Raw genomic sequence first — 18991 nt, forward strand, 5'->3', positions numbered from 1 at the left:
GTACCTTTGTACGCGACTGACTGAACGAGTGAAGCTGACGACAAAATGCGATGTGTATTGAAAGCTGTAGGTTAAGTTATTAAGGGCGCACGGCGAATGCCTTGGCACTAGGAGCCGATGAAGGACGGCACTAACACCGATATGCTTCGGGGAGCTGTAAGTGAGCTTTGATCCGGAGATTTCCGAATGGGGGAACCCACTACGTTTAATCGCGTAGTATCTTGACGTGAATACATAGCGTCTTGAAGGCAGACCCAGGGAACTGAAACATCTAAGTACCTGGAGGAAGAGAAAGAAAAATCGATTCCCTGAGTAGCGGCGAGCGAAACGGGAAGAGCCCAAACCAAGAGGCTTGCCTCTTGGGGTTGTAGGACACTCTATACGGAGTTACAAAAGAGCGAGTTAGATGAAGCGACTTGGAAAGGTCCGCCAGAGCAGGTAAAAGCCCTGTAGTCGAAAGTTCGTTCTCTCCTGAGTGGATCCTGAGTACGGCGGAACACGTGAAATTCCGTCGGAATCCGGGAGGACCATCTCCCAAGGCTAAATACTACCTAGTGACCGATAGTGAACCAGTACCGTGAGGGAAAGGTGAAAAGCACCCCGGAAGGGGAGTGAAAGAGATCCTGAAACCGTGTGCCTACAAGTAGTTAGAGCCCGTTAATGGGTGATAGCGTGCCTTTTGTAGAATGAACCGGCGAGTTACGATTACGTGCGAGGTTAAGCTTTAGAAGGCGGAGCCGCAGCGAAAGCGAGTCTGAATAGGGCGAAATAGTACGTGGTCGTAGACCCGAAACCAGGTGATCTACCCATGTCCAGGGTGAAGGTGAGGTAACACTTACTGGAGGCCCGAACCCACGCACGTTGAAAAGTGCGGGGATGAGGTGTGGGTAGCGGAGAAATTCCAATCGAACTTGGAGATAGCTGGTTCTCTCCGAAATAGCTTTAGGGCTAGCCTCGTGATGAGAATACTGGAGGTAGAGCACTGTTTGGACTAGGGGGCCATCCCGGTTTACCGAATTCAGACAAACTCCGAATGCCAGATATTTATACACGGGAGTCAGACTGCGAGTGATAAGATCCGTAGTCAAAAGGGAAACAGCCCAGACCACCAGCTAAGGTCCCAAAGTAATCGTTAAGTGGAAAAGGATGTGGCGTTGCACAGACAACCAGGATGTTGGCTTAGAAGCAGCCATCATTTAAAGAGTGCGTAATAGCTCACTGGTCGAGTGACGCTGCGCCGAAAATGTATCGGGGCTAAACGATTCACCGAAGCTGTGGATTGACATCTACGATGTCAGTGGTAGGAGAGCGTTCTAAGTGCGTTGAAGTCAGATCGGAAGGACTGGTGGAGCGCTTAGAAGTGAGAATGCCGGTATGAGTAGCGAAAGACGGGTGAGAATCCCGTCCACCGTATGACTAAGGTTTCCTGAGGAAGGCTCGTCCGCTCAGGGTTAGTCGGGACCTAAGCCGAGGCCGATAGGCGTAGGCGATGGACAACAGGTTGATATTCCTGTACCACCTCCTCACCGTTTGAGAAATGGGGGGACGCAGTAGGATAGGGTAAGCGCGCTGTTGGATATGCGCGTCCAAGCAGTAAGGCGTGTGTGTAGGCAAATCCGCACACTGTAACGTTGAGCTGTGATGGCGAGTCCGTATGGACGAAGTTCCTGATTTCACACTGCCAAGAAAAGCCTCTATCGAGGTGAGAGGTGCCCGTACCGCAAACCGACACAGGTAGTCGAGGAGAGAATCCTAAGGTGTGCGAGAGAACTCTCGTTAAGGAACTCGGCAAAATGACCCCGTAACTTCGGGAGAAGGGGTGCTCTTGAGCGTGCAAGCGCATGAGAGCCGCAGTGAATAGGCCCAGGCGACTGTTTAGCAAAAACACAGGTCTCTGCAAAACCGTAAGGTGACGTATAGGGGCTGACGCCTGCCCGGTGCTGGAAGGTTAAGAGGAGTGGTTAGCGCAAGCGAAGCTGCGAATTGAAGCCCCAGTAAACGGCGGCCGTAACTATAACGGTCCTAAGGTAGCGAAATTCCTTGTCGGGTAAGTTCCGACCCGCACGAAAGGCGTAACGATCTGGGCACTGTCTCAACGAGAGACTCGGTGAAATTATAGTACCTGTGAAGATGCAGGTTACCCGCGACAGGACGGAAAGACCCCGTGGAGCTTTACTGTAGCCTGATATTGAATTTTGGTACAACTTGTACAGGATAGGTAGGAGCCAGAGATCTCGGAGCGCCAGCTTCGAAGGAGGCGTCGGTGGGATACTACCCTGGTTGTATTGAAATTCTAACCCATGCCCCTTAGCGGGGCAGGAGACAGTGTCAGGCGGACAGTTTGACTGGGGCGGTCGCCTCCTAAAAGGTAACGGAGGCGCCCAAAGGTTCCCTCAGAATGGTTGGAAATCATTCGTAGAGTGTAAAGGCACAAGGGAGCTTGACTGCGAGACCTACAAGTCGAGCAGGGTCGAAAGACGGGCTTAGTGATCCGGTGGTTCCGCATGGAAGGGCCATCGCTCAACGGATAAAAGCTACCCCGGGGATAACAGGCTTATCTCCCCCAAGAGTCCACATCGACGGGGAGGTTTGGCACCTCGATGTCGGCTCATCGCATCCTGGGGCTGTAGTCGGTCCCAAGGGTTGGGCTGTTCGCCCATTAAAGCGGTACGCGAGCTGGGTTCAGAACGTCGTGAGACAGTTCGGTCCCTATCCGTCGTGGGCGTAGGAAATTTGAGAGGAGCTGTCCTTAGTACGAGAGGACCGGGATGGACACACCGCTGGTGTACCAGTTGTCTTGCCAAAGGCATCGCTGGGTAGCTATGTGTGGACGGGATAAGTGCTGAAAGCATCTAAGCATGAAGCCCCCCTCAAGATGAGATTTCCCATTACGCAAGTAAGTAAGATCCCTCAAAGACGATGAGGTAGATAGGTTCGAGGTGGAAGTGTGGTGACACATGGAGCTGACGAATACTAATCGATCGAGGACTTAACCAAAATGTTTGAAACATTCAATGAACCGTTTATCCAGTTTTGAAAGAACAAACTTTCTAAAAGAGCTTCAAGACACAAGTAGTACAAGGAAGCAAACGAGTGAATGAGGGAGCGTACCTCTGTACGTGACCGATTGAGCGAGAGAAGCTGACGAAGTAATACGCCGTGTATTGGAGGTCGACAATAGTCTAGTGATGATGGCAAAGAGGTCACACCCGTTCCCATACCGAACACGGAAGTTAAGCTCTTTAGCGCCGATGGTAGTTGGGGGCTTCCCCCTGTGAGAGTAGGACGTCGCTAGGCAACTTCAAAGAGGCTGGGACATAACTAGCTTCAATTAGTGAGAAATCCGAATTTGAATGAATTCAAATTCGGATTTCTCTATTTTTTATGTTGTCTCCATATAGCCATTAATGCGAGGCCCATCTCGTTTTCAACCTTCGATTTCCCTCGTACAGAAAATCGAGTGAAACGCAAATTAGCCTTCAAGAATCCAAAAACTGGTTCCACGTCAATTTTGCGTTGACGATAAATGGTACTCGTTTTTTCTTCTGAAAGCTTTGCTCTCACATATTCTTTTTGTTGTTCCCACTTCTCATTCACTATTAACTTACGATTATTTCCTTCTTTGGATTTTGTACATAATGAACGGAGGGGGCATCCGGAACAGTCTTCACATTCGTATACCTTAAATTCACGTGTGAAATCATACTTATCCTTTTTCGTGGTACGATATTTTAATACAAGCTGTTGTTGGTTTGGGCAAGTGTATCGATCATATTCGTTATCATAATCCCAGTTTGCTGTATTGAATTCGTTTTGCTTATACTTTTTCTTCTGTTCTTTTAAATACATGTTGTGAGTGATTAAAGCTTCTCGCTTACGATTCGAAAGGATATCATCATAATTTTGTTCACTGCCATATCCGGCATCTGCGACGATGTGTTTTGGTAACTTAAAATAATGTTGTTCAATTTCATCTAAAAATGGGATTAATGTACGTGTATCCGTTGGATTCGGAAAAATGCTGTAGGCAAGCGCATACTGACCTTCTGTTGCCACTTGTATGTTATAGCCAGCCTTCAGTTGACCATTTTTCATATAGTCATCTTTCATACGCATAAATGTCGCATCCGGGTCTGTTTTAGAATAACTATTTCGTACGTTAAAGATTTCGAAGTCTCTTTGATATTTTAGTTTGCGTTCAATATAGTCGATTAATTGTTTGCGAGCTTGCTTTGGGAATTTCCGTTCGGTTCTTAAAGCTTTTCGCTCTGCTACATCCGATGAGTCCTCAATTTTCCGATCATATTCAGAAATCACTTCATCTACTTTTTCGACCATTTGAGCGAGCTCTTCTAATGCTAATTCCTTTTCGTTTTCCCGTTCAATTTCTGGTATGATTTCTTTTTCAAGCAGCTCATCGTATAGCTGGTTTGATTTTTCAATTAGTCCGTTATGATATTTCTCAATCGACTTTTTCCACACGAATGTAAATTTGTTCGCATTCGCTTCAATCTTAGTTCCATCAATAAAAATAGCTTCTTGGTCAATTAATTCTCCCTGTACCAGTTGGCAGCGGAATTGAACGAAGCATTGACGAATCAACTCTTTTACCTCTGGCTGGACACGGAATCGGTTGATTGTGCGGTAGGTTGGTTCATGCCCTTGAGCTAACCACATCATCCGAAGACTATCTTTTAAAAGTGCTTCAATTTTGCGCCCTGAGAAGACAGATTGCGTGTAGGCACATAAGATAATTTTAAGCATCATGCGTGGATGGTAGGCAGGACATCCCTCATTTCGAAGGAATGGTTCAAACTCTTCAGGCGGGATACTTTCGACTAAATGATGGACATGGAAGGCAATATCATTCTTTTGTAACTTCATTTCTAAATCTAAAGGTAAAACTAATTGATTCATGTTATAATGTTTAAACATAAGGATCCTTCTTTCTGTATAATTTTGTTGTGGTGACTTAATTTTATCAGAAGTGGTCCTTATTTTTTATGAAAAAATCTAAAGCCGGTGAAATTTTACTGATCGTAAAATTCCACCGGCTTTTTAGTTTAGGGATAGGTTTTGTCCCAGCCTCTTTTTGTTTGCAATTTTATAGAATGAGAAAACCCTCCTTCCTCAAGGTGTGTAGGGCGATAACCTAAGTGGGAGAATCTCTTAAGATTAACTCTGCTTTTTTATTTTCCGTAAACCGAATCTTTAACGAAAGCCACCTCTAACTACGCTCATCCTTTTTTCCTAAAACAACTAATATTCCAAGAAAAATATACGGATATGACAGAAGTGTCAATTCAAGAAATACTAAGCCAAATAATGAAGAATGTTCATCTGCAGAATTTCCGGCATCAAACATATATTTACCAATTAACAAATAACTAGTAGTATAACCTTTCTGCTCCTTTACTTTAAAACGTTCAAAACGAACGAAAGTTAAACAAATTAACCATTAAGTAACTAAAATTTATTCCTGTCCTATTGAAAAAATCCACTCAATCGGTTGAAAAGAAGCAATCTTTTAAAAAACAGCCATTTTTCATTGATTCCAGAAGATATAAACAGAACTTTCAGAAAATATATTGAATTGCGAAAAAAACTATGCTAGGCTATGTATCATGCAGAATGAAGTTAAAACTTCAAAAATAAAATAAAAAAGGACGTACTTCTTTGATGGATAATCAAACAATTCACCAAGTCATTCAACATAAATACCAGGAGCTTTCAAAGAGTCAGCAGAAGGTAGCTGTCTTTATTCTCAAAAATATGCAGACTGCAGGTATTCATTCAGCTGCATATGTGGGGGATAGGGCAGGGGTAAGTGAAACGACGGTTATCCGCTTTTGCTACGCTATAGGATTATCGGGTTATGCTGAGTTGCAGCGTGAGATTACGATGCATTTATTCAATGAAGGAAATACTAGTAGCTTGCAAAATTATTTGCAATCAAAGCAGGCACTTTTTGAAACGCCGAGGTTTTATGAAAAAACGATGGGAAAGGATGCATCTAGCATTTTAAACGTTGCAAAGAATATTAACGAAGAAGATTTTAATCGTGCTTCCATCCTGCTGCATACGAAGAAAAAAATTTATATTGTTGGGAATGGTTCGTCCCATTTAGCGGCACAATGGTTGTATTTTACGTTAAATATGCTACGTCCTAACGTCGTGATTTTAGATTTTGATACAAGTGAAATCATTAGAGCATTACAAGAAATTGATGAAGATAGTGTGGTCATTATTTTATCGTTCCATCGCTATTTTAAAGAGCCGATTCAATTTGCGGCTGAAATTCAAGAAAAGCATTGTGAAATCATTGGCATTACGGATTCTAAAATTGCACCTATTACACAATATGCGACGATTACTTTTATAAATGAACAACAAGAAATGTCTACGATTGATGCAATGCCAGCACTGATTTCATTTTTAAATACATTAATTGCAGGTATGACTGCACAGGACCACGACTATTATGAAAATCAACGCGTAAAATATGATGATTTCCAAAATAGCTTTTTAGCAAATCGATGGAGTTGAATAATATGAATCAAGTATTACCAAACTTACAGCCGAGATTGGCAGAGATTTTTACACATTTACATGAGCATCCGGAAATTAGCTGGCAGGAAAAGCAGACAACGAAATACATCGCCAATTTGTTGAAGGAGGCACAGATGGAGCCTCAGTTATTCGAAGATATGACCGGACTGTATGTAGATATTGGGAAAGGAACACCGAGCGTCGGATTTCGTACGGATATCGATGCACTATGGCAGGAAGTAGATGGTGAATTTAAGGCGAATCATTCTTGTGGTCATGATGGTCATATGACGATGGCTATTGGGACAGCACTAGCGTTGAAGGATATGGAGCATTTGCTTCCCGGTGCAGTACGTATTCTTTTTCAGCCTGCTGAAGAAAAGGCACAAGGTGCTCGAGCATTCGTTGATAAGGGGCTTATTGATCATCTAGAATACTTATTTGGTGTCCATGTTCGTCCGTTGAAAGAATTACGGGACGGAACGTACGCCCCGGCCTTGTACCACGGTGCGGCAAAGCTTTTTACAGGGACTATTATTGGAGAAGAGGCTCATGGCGCACGACCTGAACTTGGCATTAATGCTATTGAGGTAGGATCCGCAATTATTGAAGGTTTACAAAAAATCTGGACAGACCCTAATGTCTCTTCGTCAGTCAAAGTGACGCAATTTAATGCAGGAGGAACCTCTACAAATATTATTCCTGGGAAAGCAACATTTAGCATTGATGCACGGGCACAAACAAATGAAGTAATGGAGGCTCTCACGGATGGTGTTGAACGTGTAAAAGCATCGGTTGAAGCGATGTATGGAGCCAAAATTTCTTTAACTGTAGATGCACATATCGTTGCAGCATTAGTGAATGATGAGGCCTTACAGCATATGAATTCCGCAATTGTTGACGTAGTTGGGGAAAACGCATGTGCTCCACCAGTCGTTACTCCTGGAGGAGAGGATTTTCATTTTTATACGTATGAGCGTTCGAATCTTAAAGCAACAATGCTTGGCTTAGGTTGTGGTGTAACACCAGGCTTACATCATCCGAAAATGACCTTTAATCGAGAGCGGCTTATTACAGGAGTGAACATTATTACGAGAGCAATTTTACGAGCTTTATAGAACGAGCCGTTCATATAGGATTTAGATATAGAAAGAAGTGATAGGGTGATAGACATAAGGGAAATAAGGACAATCGAACAGCTGGAACAAGTTCAGCAATTGGAATTTAACATTTGGGGCATGCCCTCCATTCCCATTCATCAAACGTTAACCGCTGTGAAAAACGGTGGGATCGTTGTGGGTGCCTATGATGATGAAAAATTAGTTGGCTTTAGCTATGGCTTTTCGGGGTTTCGAGAGGGCAAAAGCTATTTGTGCTCCCATATGTTGGGGATAGACAAAAATTACCGCTCTCAAGGAATCGGTGAAAAATTAAAATATGCCCAGCAAGCCATTGCTATAGAACGGGGCTATGATTTAATGGTATGGACCTTTGATCCGCTGGAAACACGTAATGGTTATCTTAATCTCTCCAAATTAAATGGTATTTGTTATACGTATATAGAAAATTGCTATGGAGAAATGCAGGATGGTTTAAATAAGGGGTTACCTTCCGATCGTTTTGAGGTGAGCTGGTATATAGCCTCAGATTACGTCAATAAAAGCGTTTCAATAGATGCAAAGAATGCCATACCAGTGGCTAGCTGTGTACAAAATGAACAAGGATTCCTACGTTTGGAAATAACAGAAAATTTAAAATATAATGGCGATTTATATACGCTTCCTGTACCAAAGGATTTTCAAGCATTGAAGTTGCAAGACCCGACATTAGCATTGGACTGGCGCATCAAAACGAGACGCTTATTACAACAATTATTTGCACAGGGTTATGCAGCTGTTCAATTGCAACAACAAGAGAACTACAACGAGTATGTTCTCGTTAAATTAGAAACTTTAGGACTGAAAGGGGCAAAACAATATGAAAATAACGGAATTTACCATTAGACATTTAAAAATGAAATTAAAAGAACCATTTACAACAAGCTTTGGCACATTTGATGATAAGGATTTTTTAGTTATAGAGGCTAAAGATGAATCAGGAACAATCGGTTGGGGAGAATCTGTTGCCTTCCATTCTCCTTGGTACAACGAGGAAACATTACAAACGAACTGGCACATGCTAGAAGATTTCTTAATTCCTCTTATTTTAAATAAAAAGCTTCAGCATCCGGATGAGGTCAATGAGCTATTTAAACCGATTCGTAAAAATAATATGGCGAAATCAACGATAGAAGGTGCTATTTGGGATATTTACGCCCAACAGACGAATCAATCTCTCTCGGCTGCACTTGGTGGCAAAAAGGACAATATTGAAGTTGGGATCAGTATCGGTATTCAAAAATCGATCGAGGACTTAGTAGAGTTAGTAGATGGTTTTGTGAATGAAGGCTATAAACGAATGAAAATTAAAATCAAACCGGGTTGGGATGTAGAAGTAATGCGTACATTACGTGAGACGTTCCCTGATGTGGCGTTTATGGCGGATGCGAACTCAGCTTATCGTCTCACAGATGCTGAAACGCTCAAACAGCTAGATGCTTTTAATTTAACAATGATTGAGCAGCCATTGGCGTCAGATGACATTATTTATCACGCAGCTTTACAAAAATTAATCGATACGCCTATCTGCTTGGATGAAAGTATCCATTCATTAGAGGATGCTCGTAAAGCTGTTGAGTTGGGCAGTACTAAAATTATTAACATAAAAATTGGTCGTGTTGGTGGCTTAACAGAAGCTAAGAAAATACATGATTATTGCGAGGCAAATGACATTCCGGTTTGGTGTGGAGGCATGCTGGAGTCGGGTATTGGTCGTGCACATAATGTGGCGTTAACTACATTATCGAATTTTATTTTACCTGGCGATACAGCAGGCTCCAGCCGATATTGGGAAAAAGATATTATCAATCCAGAAGTTGTGGTGAAGGACGGTTATATTAAAGTTCCTCAAAAAGCGGGTATCGGCTATGAAGTAAATAGAGAGACGGTCGACTTGTTTACAGTAGCACAGAAAACTTATAAATAATGTGACTTCCGCTGAAATAGAGGAACTCAGGCTAAGAACTTAACATCCAGTGAAAACGCCTGATTGACCAACATCGTGCTGTTGTTGGCGCTACGCTTTCACGCAAAAGATATGTGTTGGCCTATAGCCCCAGCGGATGTCACGGAATTATGCCGAGGCATAATTGATTTAAATAGAAAAGCAGGTGTTCTATGAAAAAAAGTTGGCAGATAGGTGGCGCATTTGTAGGATTAATCGTTGGTGCTGGCTTCGCATCAGGACAAGAAATTATGCAATACTTTACGAGTTTTGGTCTTTACGGTATTACAGGCGGAATTGTCGCAACAATCGCTTTTGCTTTTTTAGGGATGAGTCTAGCACAATTAGGAGCAGATTCACAAACGACTTCTCATAAAGAGGTAATCTATCAAATTGGTGGGCGCTATGTTGGCGTACTATTAGATATAGTCATAACGTTCTTCTTATTTGGTGTGGCGGTTGTTATGTTTGCGGGATCAGGGTCAACGTTTGAGCAAATGTTTGGTATGAACCCGATGATCGGCAGCATTTTCATGGTAATCATTACGATTTTAACGCTGTTATTAAATGTAAAAAATATTATTAATATAATAGCTTTAGTGACGCCATATTTAATGGGGATCGTTTTTATTATATTAATTTATTCTATTTTCACAATGGACTTAACAATTGCAGAACAGAATGTGCTCGCGAAAGAGCAATCATCTGCGGCTTCCAATTGGCTAGTAGGGGCACTTCTCTATGTATCTTATAACATAGCTGCTGGTACAGCGATGCTGATTGTTATGGGGGGAACGGTTAAAGAGCGCAAGATTGCTGGTTTAGGCGGTTTTCTTGGTGGTATTATGCTTGGAGTTTTAATCATACTTATTAATATTGCCTTATTCGTTAAAATGGACGTAGTTGGTGGGACAGCAATGCCAACATTAGAGCTAGCCAAACAAATTCATCCTGTAGTGGGGATCTTAATGTCTATTGCTTTATTAGGTATGATGTACAATACGGCAGTAGGGATGCTTTACGCATTTACTGTACGTTTTATAGCGCCTGACCATAAATATTTTAAAATAGGAATCGTGGTAATTGGTTTAATAGGCTTTGTTGCGAGTTTAGTAGGGTTCACGACATTAGTTGGAAAGGTTTATTCATCAATGGGCTATCTAGGTTTTGCATTAATTATTGCAATCATCATCTCTTGGTTACGTAGAATACCAAAAGCTTCATAACTATGTTTTGTAGATTCTCTAGTGTTTTTGTACAGCACTAGGGAATTTTTTTGAATTTTAGTAATAAAAACAAGGTGGAAAGCATACAGTAATTGTAGGTTTTTATTGTGGCAGTTTCATAATTCTCCTTTATGTAAATTAAATTCTCGAAAAAACAAATAAAATCTATATAGATGCTAGACACTGAATTTTCAGAATGCTATATTAATGGTGTCATAGTTTTTATAATTAGGAAAAATAAGGGGTCTTCATTATATTAAACTTATGTCATATGCATAAGTTGATTGAAGTGGAGACTGGGCGACTCCCCGGGGATCAACGTCACAGATAAGACCTTGGAGCGAGTGAAGCGGCTCATCGGACGCTCCCAGGAAATTGCCCAGTCGGAACGGCAATCAACCACACATTATAGCGATGCCCCCTACAAGCTTTTCTAATTATAAGAAGTGATGGAGTAAAGAGTTATAAGAAGGATGATAGATGCCTATGGTAAAGAAAACATTAAAACAACGCATTGTTGACGCTTCTGTAGTGCTATTTCAGCAAGATGGCTATCACAATGTAACTGTTGATCGCATTGTTGAATACATTGGTGCATCGAAGGGTGGATTTTATCATAATTTTAAATCGAAAGATGAACTGCTGTATGAAATTCACGATGTATTTATTTCGTATGTGATTAAACAGTCACAGGAGGCATATGACAAATACGATACACCGATTACACGTTTATGTGCAATGCTGCAAACACTAACACAAGTGTTTGATATGTATCAAGCGCATATTACGGTTTTTTACGAGGAAAGTCATTCCTTAGCACAGGAATATAGTGAAATCATTCATAAAAAACGAGATCAATATCGGGATATTTTACAAAAAGTCATAGAGGAAGGCCAGGAAACAAAGGATTTTCGTACAGAACTACCTTGTACTATTGTAACGATGGCTATTGTGGGGATGATTAACTGGACATATAAATGGTTTAAGCAATCAGGTCCATTAACAATGGAGGAAATTACAGAAGTCTTTATGGATATGATATTGCGTGCGATTGTCACTGAACAAGCAATGGAAGAAGCAGTTCAATTTATGGTCAAGGGGAAGCCAGCAACGACTGGTTTTATTAATATTTAAAACAAACCGACTAGTCGGTATTAGCTTCTTTCAATGGATATCTAAACACCCGTTGAAATAAAGGAACTCAGTCTAAGTCCGCTCTGTGGGAACGACTGAATGACCAGCATCACGTTGGCCCAAAGCCTCCGGCGAGTGTCACGGAGTTATGTCGAGGCATAATTGATTTATTACAGCTGTCATCTGAACGAAATCTGCTATGGCAAATTAAACATTAGGGGGACTGGGGATGAACTTTGAACTAACGAAAGAGCAAGAGATGATTCGAGATATGGTACGTGACTTTGCTGAAAAAGAAATTAAACCGTATGCTCGTGAGGTTGACGAGACATCGACGATGAGAATAGAGAGCTTTAAAAAGATGGCAGAGCTAGGCTTATTAGGGATCCCGTTTCCTGAAGAGTACGGCGGTTCAGGCGGAGATACTGTTTCCTATGCACTTGCTGTTGAAGAAATTGGTCGTGCATGTGGCGGCACAGGATTAAGCTATGCAGCCGCAGTTAGCTTAGGTGCTTCGCCTATTTACAATTTCGGCACAGAGGAGCAAAAGCAAGAATGGCTTGTTCCGTTAGCGAAGGGAGAAACATTAGGTTCGTTTGGTCTAACAGAGCCAAATGCAGGTTCAGATGCTGGTGGAACACTTACAACAGCTGTAATTGATGGTGATGATTACATCATTAATGGTGAAAAATGCTGGATCACAAACGCGGGCTTTGCACGCCAAATTATTGTGACAGCAGTAACAGGTAAACGTGAAGATGGTAAAAAAATTATTTCATCTATCATTGTACCAACTAACACTCCTGGCGTAACGATCAACTGCAATTACGACAAAATGGGCGTACGTGGTTCCAATACTTGTGAGATTATTTTGCAAAATGTTCGTGTACCAAGGGCTAATCTTTTAGGGGATGAAAAACGAGGATTTAGCCAATTTTTAAATACGTTAGACGGTGGGCGTATTTCTATTGCTGCATTATCAGTAGGAATTGCACAGGCAGCTTATGAGAAAGCATTAAAATACGCTAAAGAACGTGAACAATTTGGTGCACCTATATCAAAACTTCAGGCAATACAATTTAAATTAGCTGATATGGCAATGGAGATAGAGCTTGCACGTACGTTAGTACATAAGGCGGCATGGCTTAAAGATCAAAAGAAACCATTCGGGAAGGAAGCGGCAATGGCAAAATTATTTGCCTCTGAAATGGGCTTCCGCACTTGTAATCAAGCAATTCAAATTCACGGTGGTTCAGGGTATATGAAAGAATACGACGTAGAGCGTCATTTGCGTGACATTAAGTTAATGGAAATCGGCGAGGGAACGTCTGAAATTCAACGTCTCGTTATTTCTCGTCTAATTGGCTGTTAGTCATAATCAATTATGCCTCGGCATAATTGCATCCGGAATCGGCTTTGTGCAGGCACAAAGCACTCCTTTCCGATTCCGTGACATCCGCCGGAGGTTTTGGGCCAACGTGATGTTGGTCACTCAGTCGTTGCCACAGGACGTGGCGGTCTTAGACTGAGTTCCTCTATTTCAGCGGGTGTTTGGACATTCGCTGAAAAGAGCTTAAGTCCGCATTCATCTCAACACCTATAGAGGTGGGGGATGAATGCTGAAAGAAGTTAAATAGCGTAAAAATAAGGGGGATTTTCATGGCAGAACTTGTGTATCAAACTATTGGTCAATTGCTAGATGAACAATCTAAACAATACCCACAACGCGAAGCATTAGTGTATGCAGATAGGGATTTACGTATGACTTATGAGGAGCTCAATCGGCAAAGTCGTTTAGTCGCTAGAGGGTTGATGTCTCTTGGGATAGAGAAGGGTGAGCATATTGCAGTTTGGACGACTAATGTTCCAGAATGGGTGCAGCTGCAATTTGGTACAGGTAAAATGGGAGCCCCAATCGTCACTGTAAACACTAATTATCGTTCAAGCGAGTTGGAATATTTATTGAAGCAATCCGATGCAAAAACGATTATTTTAATTGAAAATTATCGAGACCATTCTTTTATAAATACACTGCAAGAGTTATGTCCAGAGCTTATACATTGTGAACCAGGTAATTTGCAATCAGAGCGACTACCTTTATTAAAAAATGTTATTTTAATTGGCGAGACAAAATATCCCGGAGTGTTAAACTGGTCGGATGTGTTATCTGCTGCAGAGCAAATAACAGAGGAGCAATTAGATCAAAGACAGCAAGCACTTCATTATGATGATGTTATTAATATTCAATATACTTCAGGAACAACAGGTTTTCCGAAAGGTGTTTTGTTAACGCATTACAACTTAGTTAATAATGCGATTAATATTGCAGAATGTATGCGTTTAACTTACGAAGATCGCTTGTGCATCCCTGTCCCATTCTTCCATTGCTTTGGATGTGTAATTGGAACATTAGCGATTACTACTAGTGGTGGGACGATGGTACCAGTACAAGAATTTTCACCTACTGAGGTGTTACAAACGGTTGAAAAAGAAAAGTGTACCGCGTTACATGGCGTACCAACGATGTTCATTAGTGAGCTTAATTTACCGAATTTTTCGTCTTTTGATCTATCAACGTTGCGTACTGGAGTAATGGCTGGCTCTAACTGTCCGATCGAGGTTATGAAAGCCGTTATCGACAAGATGGGCATGAAGGATATTACGATTTGTTACGGGCAAACAGAAGCCTCACCTGTTATTACACAAACGAGAGCTGATGACCCGCTACTGTTAAAGGTTGAAACAGTTGGCCGCGCACTGCCAAATCTAGAAGTTAAAATTGTCATTCCTGGTACGAACGAAGAAGCTGCGCCGAATGAACAAGGGGAGCTATGTACGAGAGGCTACCAAGTCATGAAAGGTTACTATAATAACCTAGAAGAAACGCTTCTTGCAATAGATGAGGATAACTGGCTGCATACTGGGGATTTGGCAACGATGGATGAGGCGGGCTATGTACGTGTAACAGGGCGTTTAAAAGATATGATTATTCGTGGCGGTGAAAATATATCTCCTCGAGAAATAGAAGAATTCCTTTACACACACACCAAAATTGCAGATGTACAGGTTGCAGGTGTTCCCGATCCTGTTTATGGAGAGGAAGCGGCAGCTTGGATTATTTTGCGAGAAGGAGAGCAGGCAACAGAGGAAGAGATTCGAGATTATTGTCGGGATAAAATCTCTAGACATAAAATACCACGACATATTTTCTTTATCGAGGACTATCCGATGACTGCATCTGGAAAAGTGCAAAAGTTTAAATTACGAGAAAATTTTGTTCCAACAGTGAAGTAAGAAGGGGGTTAGTCTTATGTTTAAGAAGGTGTTAATTGCCAATCGTGGAGAAATAGCTAGACGTGTTATTAGAACATGCAAACGACTAAATGTTCAAACAGTTGCGGTGTATTCTGAGGCAGACGCTGAAAGCTTACATGTGAAGGATGCTGATGAGGCGTTCTGCCTTGGAAAGCCACCTGTTGCCCAAAGCTATTTAAATATTGATCGTATTCTTGAAGTAGCGAAGGAAAGCGGCGCTGAAGCAATTCATCCTGGCTATGGCTTGTTATCAGAAAACGCTGAGTTTGCTAAACGTTGTACAGAAGCGGGCCTCTTATTTATTGGGCCGAGCGCGGACGTAATTGCTTCGATGGGTAGTAAATTAGAAGCTCGGAAAACAATGAAAGCTGCCGGTGTACCGATTGTTGATGGTGTAGAGACGCCGGTGAAAGATGTCGAGGAAGCTATTGAAATTGCTACCCGTCTAGGCTATCCGATTATGTTAAAAGCCTCTGCTGGCGGTGGGGGCATCGGCATGCAGCTCGTTGAAAATGCCGAGCAATTAGCAAAAGCCTTTGAGGGGAATCAAAAGCGTGCACAGTCATTCTTTGGTGATGGCACGATGTATATGGAACGATTTATTGCGGATCCTCATCACGTCGAGGTACAAATTATTGCAGACCATGAAGGCAATGTCGTACCACTATTTGAACGTGAGTGTTCGATTCAACGTAGAAATCAAAAAGTAGTGGAGGAAGCGCCATCTCCATTCATTTCTGAGGAAACAAGAAAAAGAATGCTAGATGCGTCAGTTAAGGCAGTTCAGCATATTGGCTATGTGAATGCTGGTACGATTGAGTATTTAGTAGATGCGGAGCAAAACTTTTATTTCTTAGAGATGAATACACGCCTACAAGTGGAACATCCAGTGACGGAGGAAATTACAAAGCTAGATCTTGTGGAGGAGCAATTAAAAATTGCGGCAAAACAACCGCTAGCATTTACCCGCGATAGTATACAAAGAAAAGGGCATGCGATTGAAGTACGTATTTACGCCGAAAATCCGTCAACCTTTTTCCCTTCTCCAGGCACTATTACGGCATTTGAATTGCCTACAGGTGAAGGTATCCGCCATGAATGCGGCGTAGAGGCTGGCACTGTGGTAACACCTTTTTACGACCCAATGATTAGCAAATTAGTCGTGTGGGGAGAAACACGGGCAATTGCGTGTGAAAGACTGATTGAGGCACTTAACGCGTATAAAGTAGAAGGTATTCAAACAAATATTCCGATGTTGTTGAAAACAGTGACACATGAACAATTTTTAAAGGGCTATACAACAACTAAATTTGTGGATGAGTATTATTTACCTCAATTAGCAGAGACGAAGTAAGAACATTTATCCTCATTCAGCGGATTCCTGCTGAATGAAGATAAAGGCCTCAGGCGGATGTCACGGATTTTAAAAGGAATGAATTGTGCGTGCACAATTCAAAATCCGGACGCAATTACGCCAAGGCGAAATTGATAAAAGCATTCGCACTTAAACAATGAGTGCGGATGCGTTATTCATACATTTGGAGGGGTTTACAATGGCAACAGTTAAAGCGAGCATGGCAGGAACAGTATGGAAAATCGTTGTAACAGAGGGCGAGAAAGTGACTGCAGGACAAGATGTTGCAATTTTAGAGTCGATGAAAATGGAGATTCCTATTGCAGCAGAAGAAGATGGCGTAGTTACAAAAATCATTGCGAATGAAGGGGATTTCATTAACGTAGATGACGATATTTTAGAAATCGAATAAGGAGGCTTCTTTATGCATCTACCAAAGCATGTAACGTTAAAGGAAGTTGGTCCTCGTGACGGCTTGCAAAATGAGAAAACGCATATTGCAACTGCCGATAAAGTACAGCTAGTAAATTTACTTAGTCAAACTGGATTGAATTATATCGAGGTAACGTCTTTTGTGCATCCGAAGTGGATTCCACAGCTGGCTGATGCAGTGGAGGTTCTTCAAGCTATTAAACGCCAAAAAGATATCACGTATGCGGCACTAGTACCGAACATGCGTGGCTTAGAACGTGCATTGCAAGCTGAAGTAGACGAAGTGAACGTTTTTATGTCGGCAAGTGAGAGCCATAACCAAAGTAATATTAATAAATCAATCGATGAAACATTTCCGATATTACAGGAAGTTGTGGACGGCGCAAAGGCAGCGCATAAAAACGTACGGGGCTATATCTCAACGGTGATTGGGTGCCCGTATGAAGGTTACATACAACCAGAAAAAGTTTTGCGAGTAACAGAAAAATTACTGGAAATGGGCGTCGATGAAATTTCTCTTGGTGACACGATTGGTGTTGGTGTACCGACACAGGTGGAAAGTCTTTTAGAAGAATTATTAAAAAGATACCCTGTAGAAAATTTTGCGATGCATTTTCATGATACACGTGGCACAGCGCTAGCAAATATCGTTAAATCTTTAGAAATGGGCATTACGAAGTTTGATAGTGCATTTGGTGGACTTGGGGGCTGTCCATATGCCAAAGGAGCATCAGGTAATGTGGCTACGGAAGATTTAGTGTATTTATTAGATGTGATGGGGATTAAAACGGGTGTAGAACTGAATAAAGTGCTAGAGGCTGCACTGTTTATTGAACAGAAACTAGGAAAGGCCGTTGCCTCTAAACAAATGACGATTGCCCGTAATGAAAGGAGTACGAGTCAAATATGACGCAACTCGTTCGTTTTGAAGTATTAGATAATTGCATTGGGCTTATTACCCTTTCAAGACCGGAAGCTGCAAATGCGATGTCTGTACAATTGCTCCAAGAACTTAGCACGACACTCGACAACATAAATGGTGATCCGGCAGTGCGAGTCGTCCTACTAACAGGAGTGGGGGAAAAAGCCTTTTGCGCAGGAGCAGATTTAAAAGAGCGTAAAGGGATGCCAGACAGACAAGTAAAGCAGATAGTGCAATTAATCGGAGCAACAGTGGCAAAAGTAGAATCACTTGCCCAACCAGTTATTGCCGTATTAAATGGCGCTGCTTTTGGTGGCGGACTCGAGCTAGCGTTAGCCTGTGACTTACGCCTAGCAGCTGCCCATGCCAAGATAGGCCTTACGGAAACATCTCTCGGCATCATCCCGGGGGCAGGAGGTACACAACGCCTTCCACGACTAATTGGCATTGGAAAAGCGAAGGAATTAATTTATACAGCGCGTCGATTAAATGCAGAGGAAGCAAGAAGTTACGGCATTGTAGAGTATGTTCATGAGGGACATGAAGTACTTGAAAAGGCACAGCAGCTTGCACTTGAAATGGCAAAAAATGCTCCACTTTCTTTAGTACAGGCGAAAATCGCCATGAATCAAGGTGTTGAAGTCGATTTAGCTACTGGTTTAAAAATCGAATCACTTGCATATAATGCTCTGATTCCTACAGAAGATCGATCAGAAGGCTTACTTGCTTTCCAGGAAAAGAGAACACCGCAATATGTAGGGAAATAACGACCTGATAATTAATTTTGAAAGGTTTTAAAGTAGGATATCAAAATATTGGCATATCATCAAAAAGTGAGGCTAGGTGACTCCTTTGGGCTCTCCAAAGAAGCGCTTAGTCGTAATGGAAAGCAACCCCGCGATAAGGTGATGACATGGGGGTTGAATCTCTAATAGATTTTGGTCCATCATCAGAAGT

Annotated in this window: 12 protein-coding genes, 2 rRNA genes and 1 pseudogene; 14 read left to right on the forward strand and 1 reads right to left on the reverse strand. The window is 41.9% G+C overall.

Annotation, left to right across the window (positions count from 1 at the left end):
• Positions 1–69: 69 nt before the first annotated feature.
• Together AC3WSO_RS03170 and rrf are read left to right on the forward strand one after the other, a co-directional pair.
• A 23S ribosomal RNA gene (locus AC3WSO_RS03170) occupies positions 70–2997 on the forward strand.
• Between the two features lie 184 nt (positions 2998–3181).
• Positions 3182–3297 (forward strand): 5S ribosomal RNA (gene rrf / locus AC3WSO_RS03175).
• 99 nt (positions 3298–3396) lie between these two features.
• On the opposite strand, the pseudogene AC3WSO_RS03180 reads toward rrf, so the two are convergent.
• Positions 3397–4935 (reverse strand): annotated as a pseudogene (locus AC3WSO_RS03180) (IS1182 family transposase); the annotation flags it as partial.
• A gap of 744 nt (positions 4936–5679) precedes the next feature.
• Here AC3WSO_RS03180 and AC3WSO_RS03185 point away from each other — a divergent pair.
• The 12 genes from AC3WSO_RS03185 (at position 5680) to AC3WSO_RS03240 (ending at position 18801) form a co-directional block, all read left to right on the forward strand.
• The gene (locus AC3WSO_RS03185; RefSeq protein WP_492534225.1) at positions 5680–6546 is read left to right on the forward strand and encodes a MurR/RpiR family transcriptional regulator; all 867 of its coding nucleotides are present in this window, start codon (positions 5680–5682) and stop codon (positions 6544–6546) included.
• 5 nt (positions 6547–6551) lie between these two features.
• Positions 6552–7667 (forward strand): M20 peptidase aminoacylase family protein, encoded by a 1116-nt coding sequence (locus AC3WSO_RS03190; protein WP_492528658.1) that lies wholly within the window; start codon positions 6552–6554, stop codon positions 7665–7667.
• A 45-nt stretch (positions 7668–7712) separates the two neighbouring features.
• Positions 7713–8552: a GNAT family N-acetyltransferase gene (locus tag AC3WSO_RS03195; RefSeq protein WP_492528660.1), complete on the forward strand. Its 840-nt coding sequence runs from the start codon at positions 7713–7715 to the stop codon at positions 8550–8552.
• Entirely contained in the window at positions 8527–9633 is a 1107-nt protein-coding gene (gene menC / locus AC3WSO_RS03200; RefSeq protein ID WP_492528662.1) for an o-succinylbenzoate synthase, read from the forward strand. The genes AC3WSO_RS03195 and menC overlap by 26 nt, the downstream gene beginning before the upstream one ends.
• A 191-nt stretch (positions 9634–9824) precedes the next feature.
• Complete coding sequence (locus AC3WSO_RS03205) at positions 9825–10877, forward strand: YkvI family membrane protein (protein ID WP_492528664.1); 1053 nt, start codon at positions 9825–9827, stop codon at positions 10875–10877.
• A gap of 486 nt (positions 10878–11363) precedes the next feature.
• Positions 11364–12011 carry a TetR/AcrR family transcriptional regulator gene (locus tag AC3WSO_RS03210; RefSeq protein ID WP_492534227.1) on the forward strand — a complete coding sequence of 216 codons (648 nt, stop codon included), beginning with the start codon at positions 11364–11366 and terminating at the stop codon, positions 12009–12011.
• A gap of 229 nt (positions 12012–12240) precedes the next feature.
• Positions 12241–13383: an acyl-CoA dehydrogenase gene (locus AC3WSO_RS03215; RefSeq protein WP_079559297.1), complete on the forward strand. Its 1143-nt coding sequence runs from the start codon at positions 12241–12243 to the stop codon at positions 13381–13383.
• Positions 13384–13670: 287 nt separating this feature from the next.
• The gene (locus AC3WSO_RS03220; RefSeq protein ID WP_492528666.1) at positions 13671–15305 is read left to right on the forward strand and encodes an AMP-binding protein; all 1635 of its coding nucleotides are present in this window, start codon (positions 13671–13673) and stop codon (positions 15303–15305) included.
• Between the two features lie 16 nt (positions 15306–15321).
• Complete coding sequence (locus AC3WSO_RS03225; protein ID WP_492528668.1) at positions 15322–16680, forward strand: acetyl-CoA carboxylase biotin carboxylase subunit; 1359 nt, start codon at positions 15322–15324, stop codon at positions 16678–16680.
• A 199-nt stretch (positions 16681–16879) separates the two neighbouring features.
• On the forward strand, positions 16880–17092 hold the full coding sequence (locus AC3WSO_RS03230; protein ID WP_004225532.1) for an acetyl-CoA carboxylase biotin carboxyl carrier protein subunit: 213 nt from the start codon (positions 16880–16882) through the stop codon (positions 17090–17092).
• A gap of 12 nt (positions 17093–17104) precedes the next feature.
• On the forward strand, positions 17105–18022 hold the full coding sequence (locus tag AC3WSO_RS03235) for a hydroxymethylglutaryl-CoA lyase (protein WP_492528670.1): 918 nt from the start codon (positions 17105–17107) through the stop codon (positions 18020–18022).
• Complete coding sequence (locus tag AC3WSO_RS03240) at positions 18019–18801, forward strand: enoyl-CoA hydratase (protein WP_492528672.1); 783 nt, start codon at positions 18019–18021, stop codon at positions 18799–18801. Before AC3WSO_RS03235 ends, AC3WSO_RS03240 begins: the two co-directional genes overlap by 4 nt.
• The last annotated feature ends 190 nt before the right edge of the window (positions 18802–18991 follow it).

It is taken from the genome of Lysinibacillus sp. EB106-09-02-XG168 (genome assembly GCF_058791475.1).

Coding starts and splice junctions, on each gene's coding strand:
- menC (WP_492528662.1), top strand. CDS start 8,527: ATGAAAATAACGGAATTTACCATTAGACATTTAAAAATGAAATTAAAA.
- AC3WSO_RS03225 (WP_492528668.1), top strand. CDS start 15,322: ATGTTTAAGAAGGTGTTAATTGCCAATCGTGGAGAAATAGCTAGACGT.
- AC3WSO_RS03220 (WP_492528666.1), top strand. CDS start 13,671: ATGGCAGAACTTGTGTATCAAACTATTGGTCAATTGCTAGATGAACAA.
- AC3WSO_RS03235 (WP_492528670.1), top strand. CDS start 17,105: ATGCATCTACCAAAGCATGTAACGTTAAAGGAAGTTGGTCCTCGTGAC.
- AC3WSO_RS03190 (WP_492528658.1), top strand. CDS start 6,552: ATGAATCAAGTATTACCAAACTTACAGCCGAGATTGGCAGAGATTTTT.
- AC3WSO_RS03230 (WP_004225532.1), top strand. CDS start 16,880: ATGGCAACAGTTAAAGCGAGCATGGCAGGAACAGTATGGAAAATCGTT.
- AC3WSO_RS03185 (WP_492534225.1), top strand. CDS start 5,680: ATGGATAATCAAACAATTCACCAAGTCATTCAACATAAATACCAGGAG.
- AC3WSO_RS03210 (WP_492534227.1), top strand. CDS start 11,364: ATGGTAAAGAAAACATTAAAACAACGCATTGTTGACGCTTCTGTAGTG.
- AC3WSO_RS03240 (WP_492528672.1), top strand. CDS start 18,019: ATGACGCAACTCGTTCGTTTTGAAGTATTAGATAATTGCATTGGGCTT.
- AC3WSO_RS03205 (WP_492528664.1), top strand. CDS start 9,825: ATGAAAAAAAGTTGGCAGATAGGTGGCGCATTTGTAGGATTAATCGTT.
- AC3WSO_RS03215 (WP_079559297.1), top strand. CDS start 12,241: ATGAACTTTGAACTAACGAAAGAGCAAGAGATGATTCGAGATATGGTA.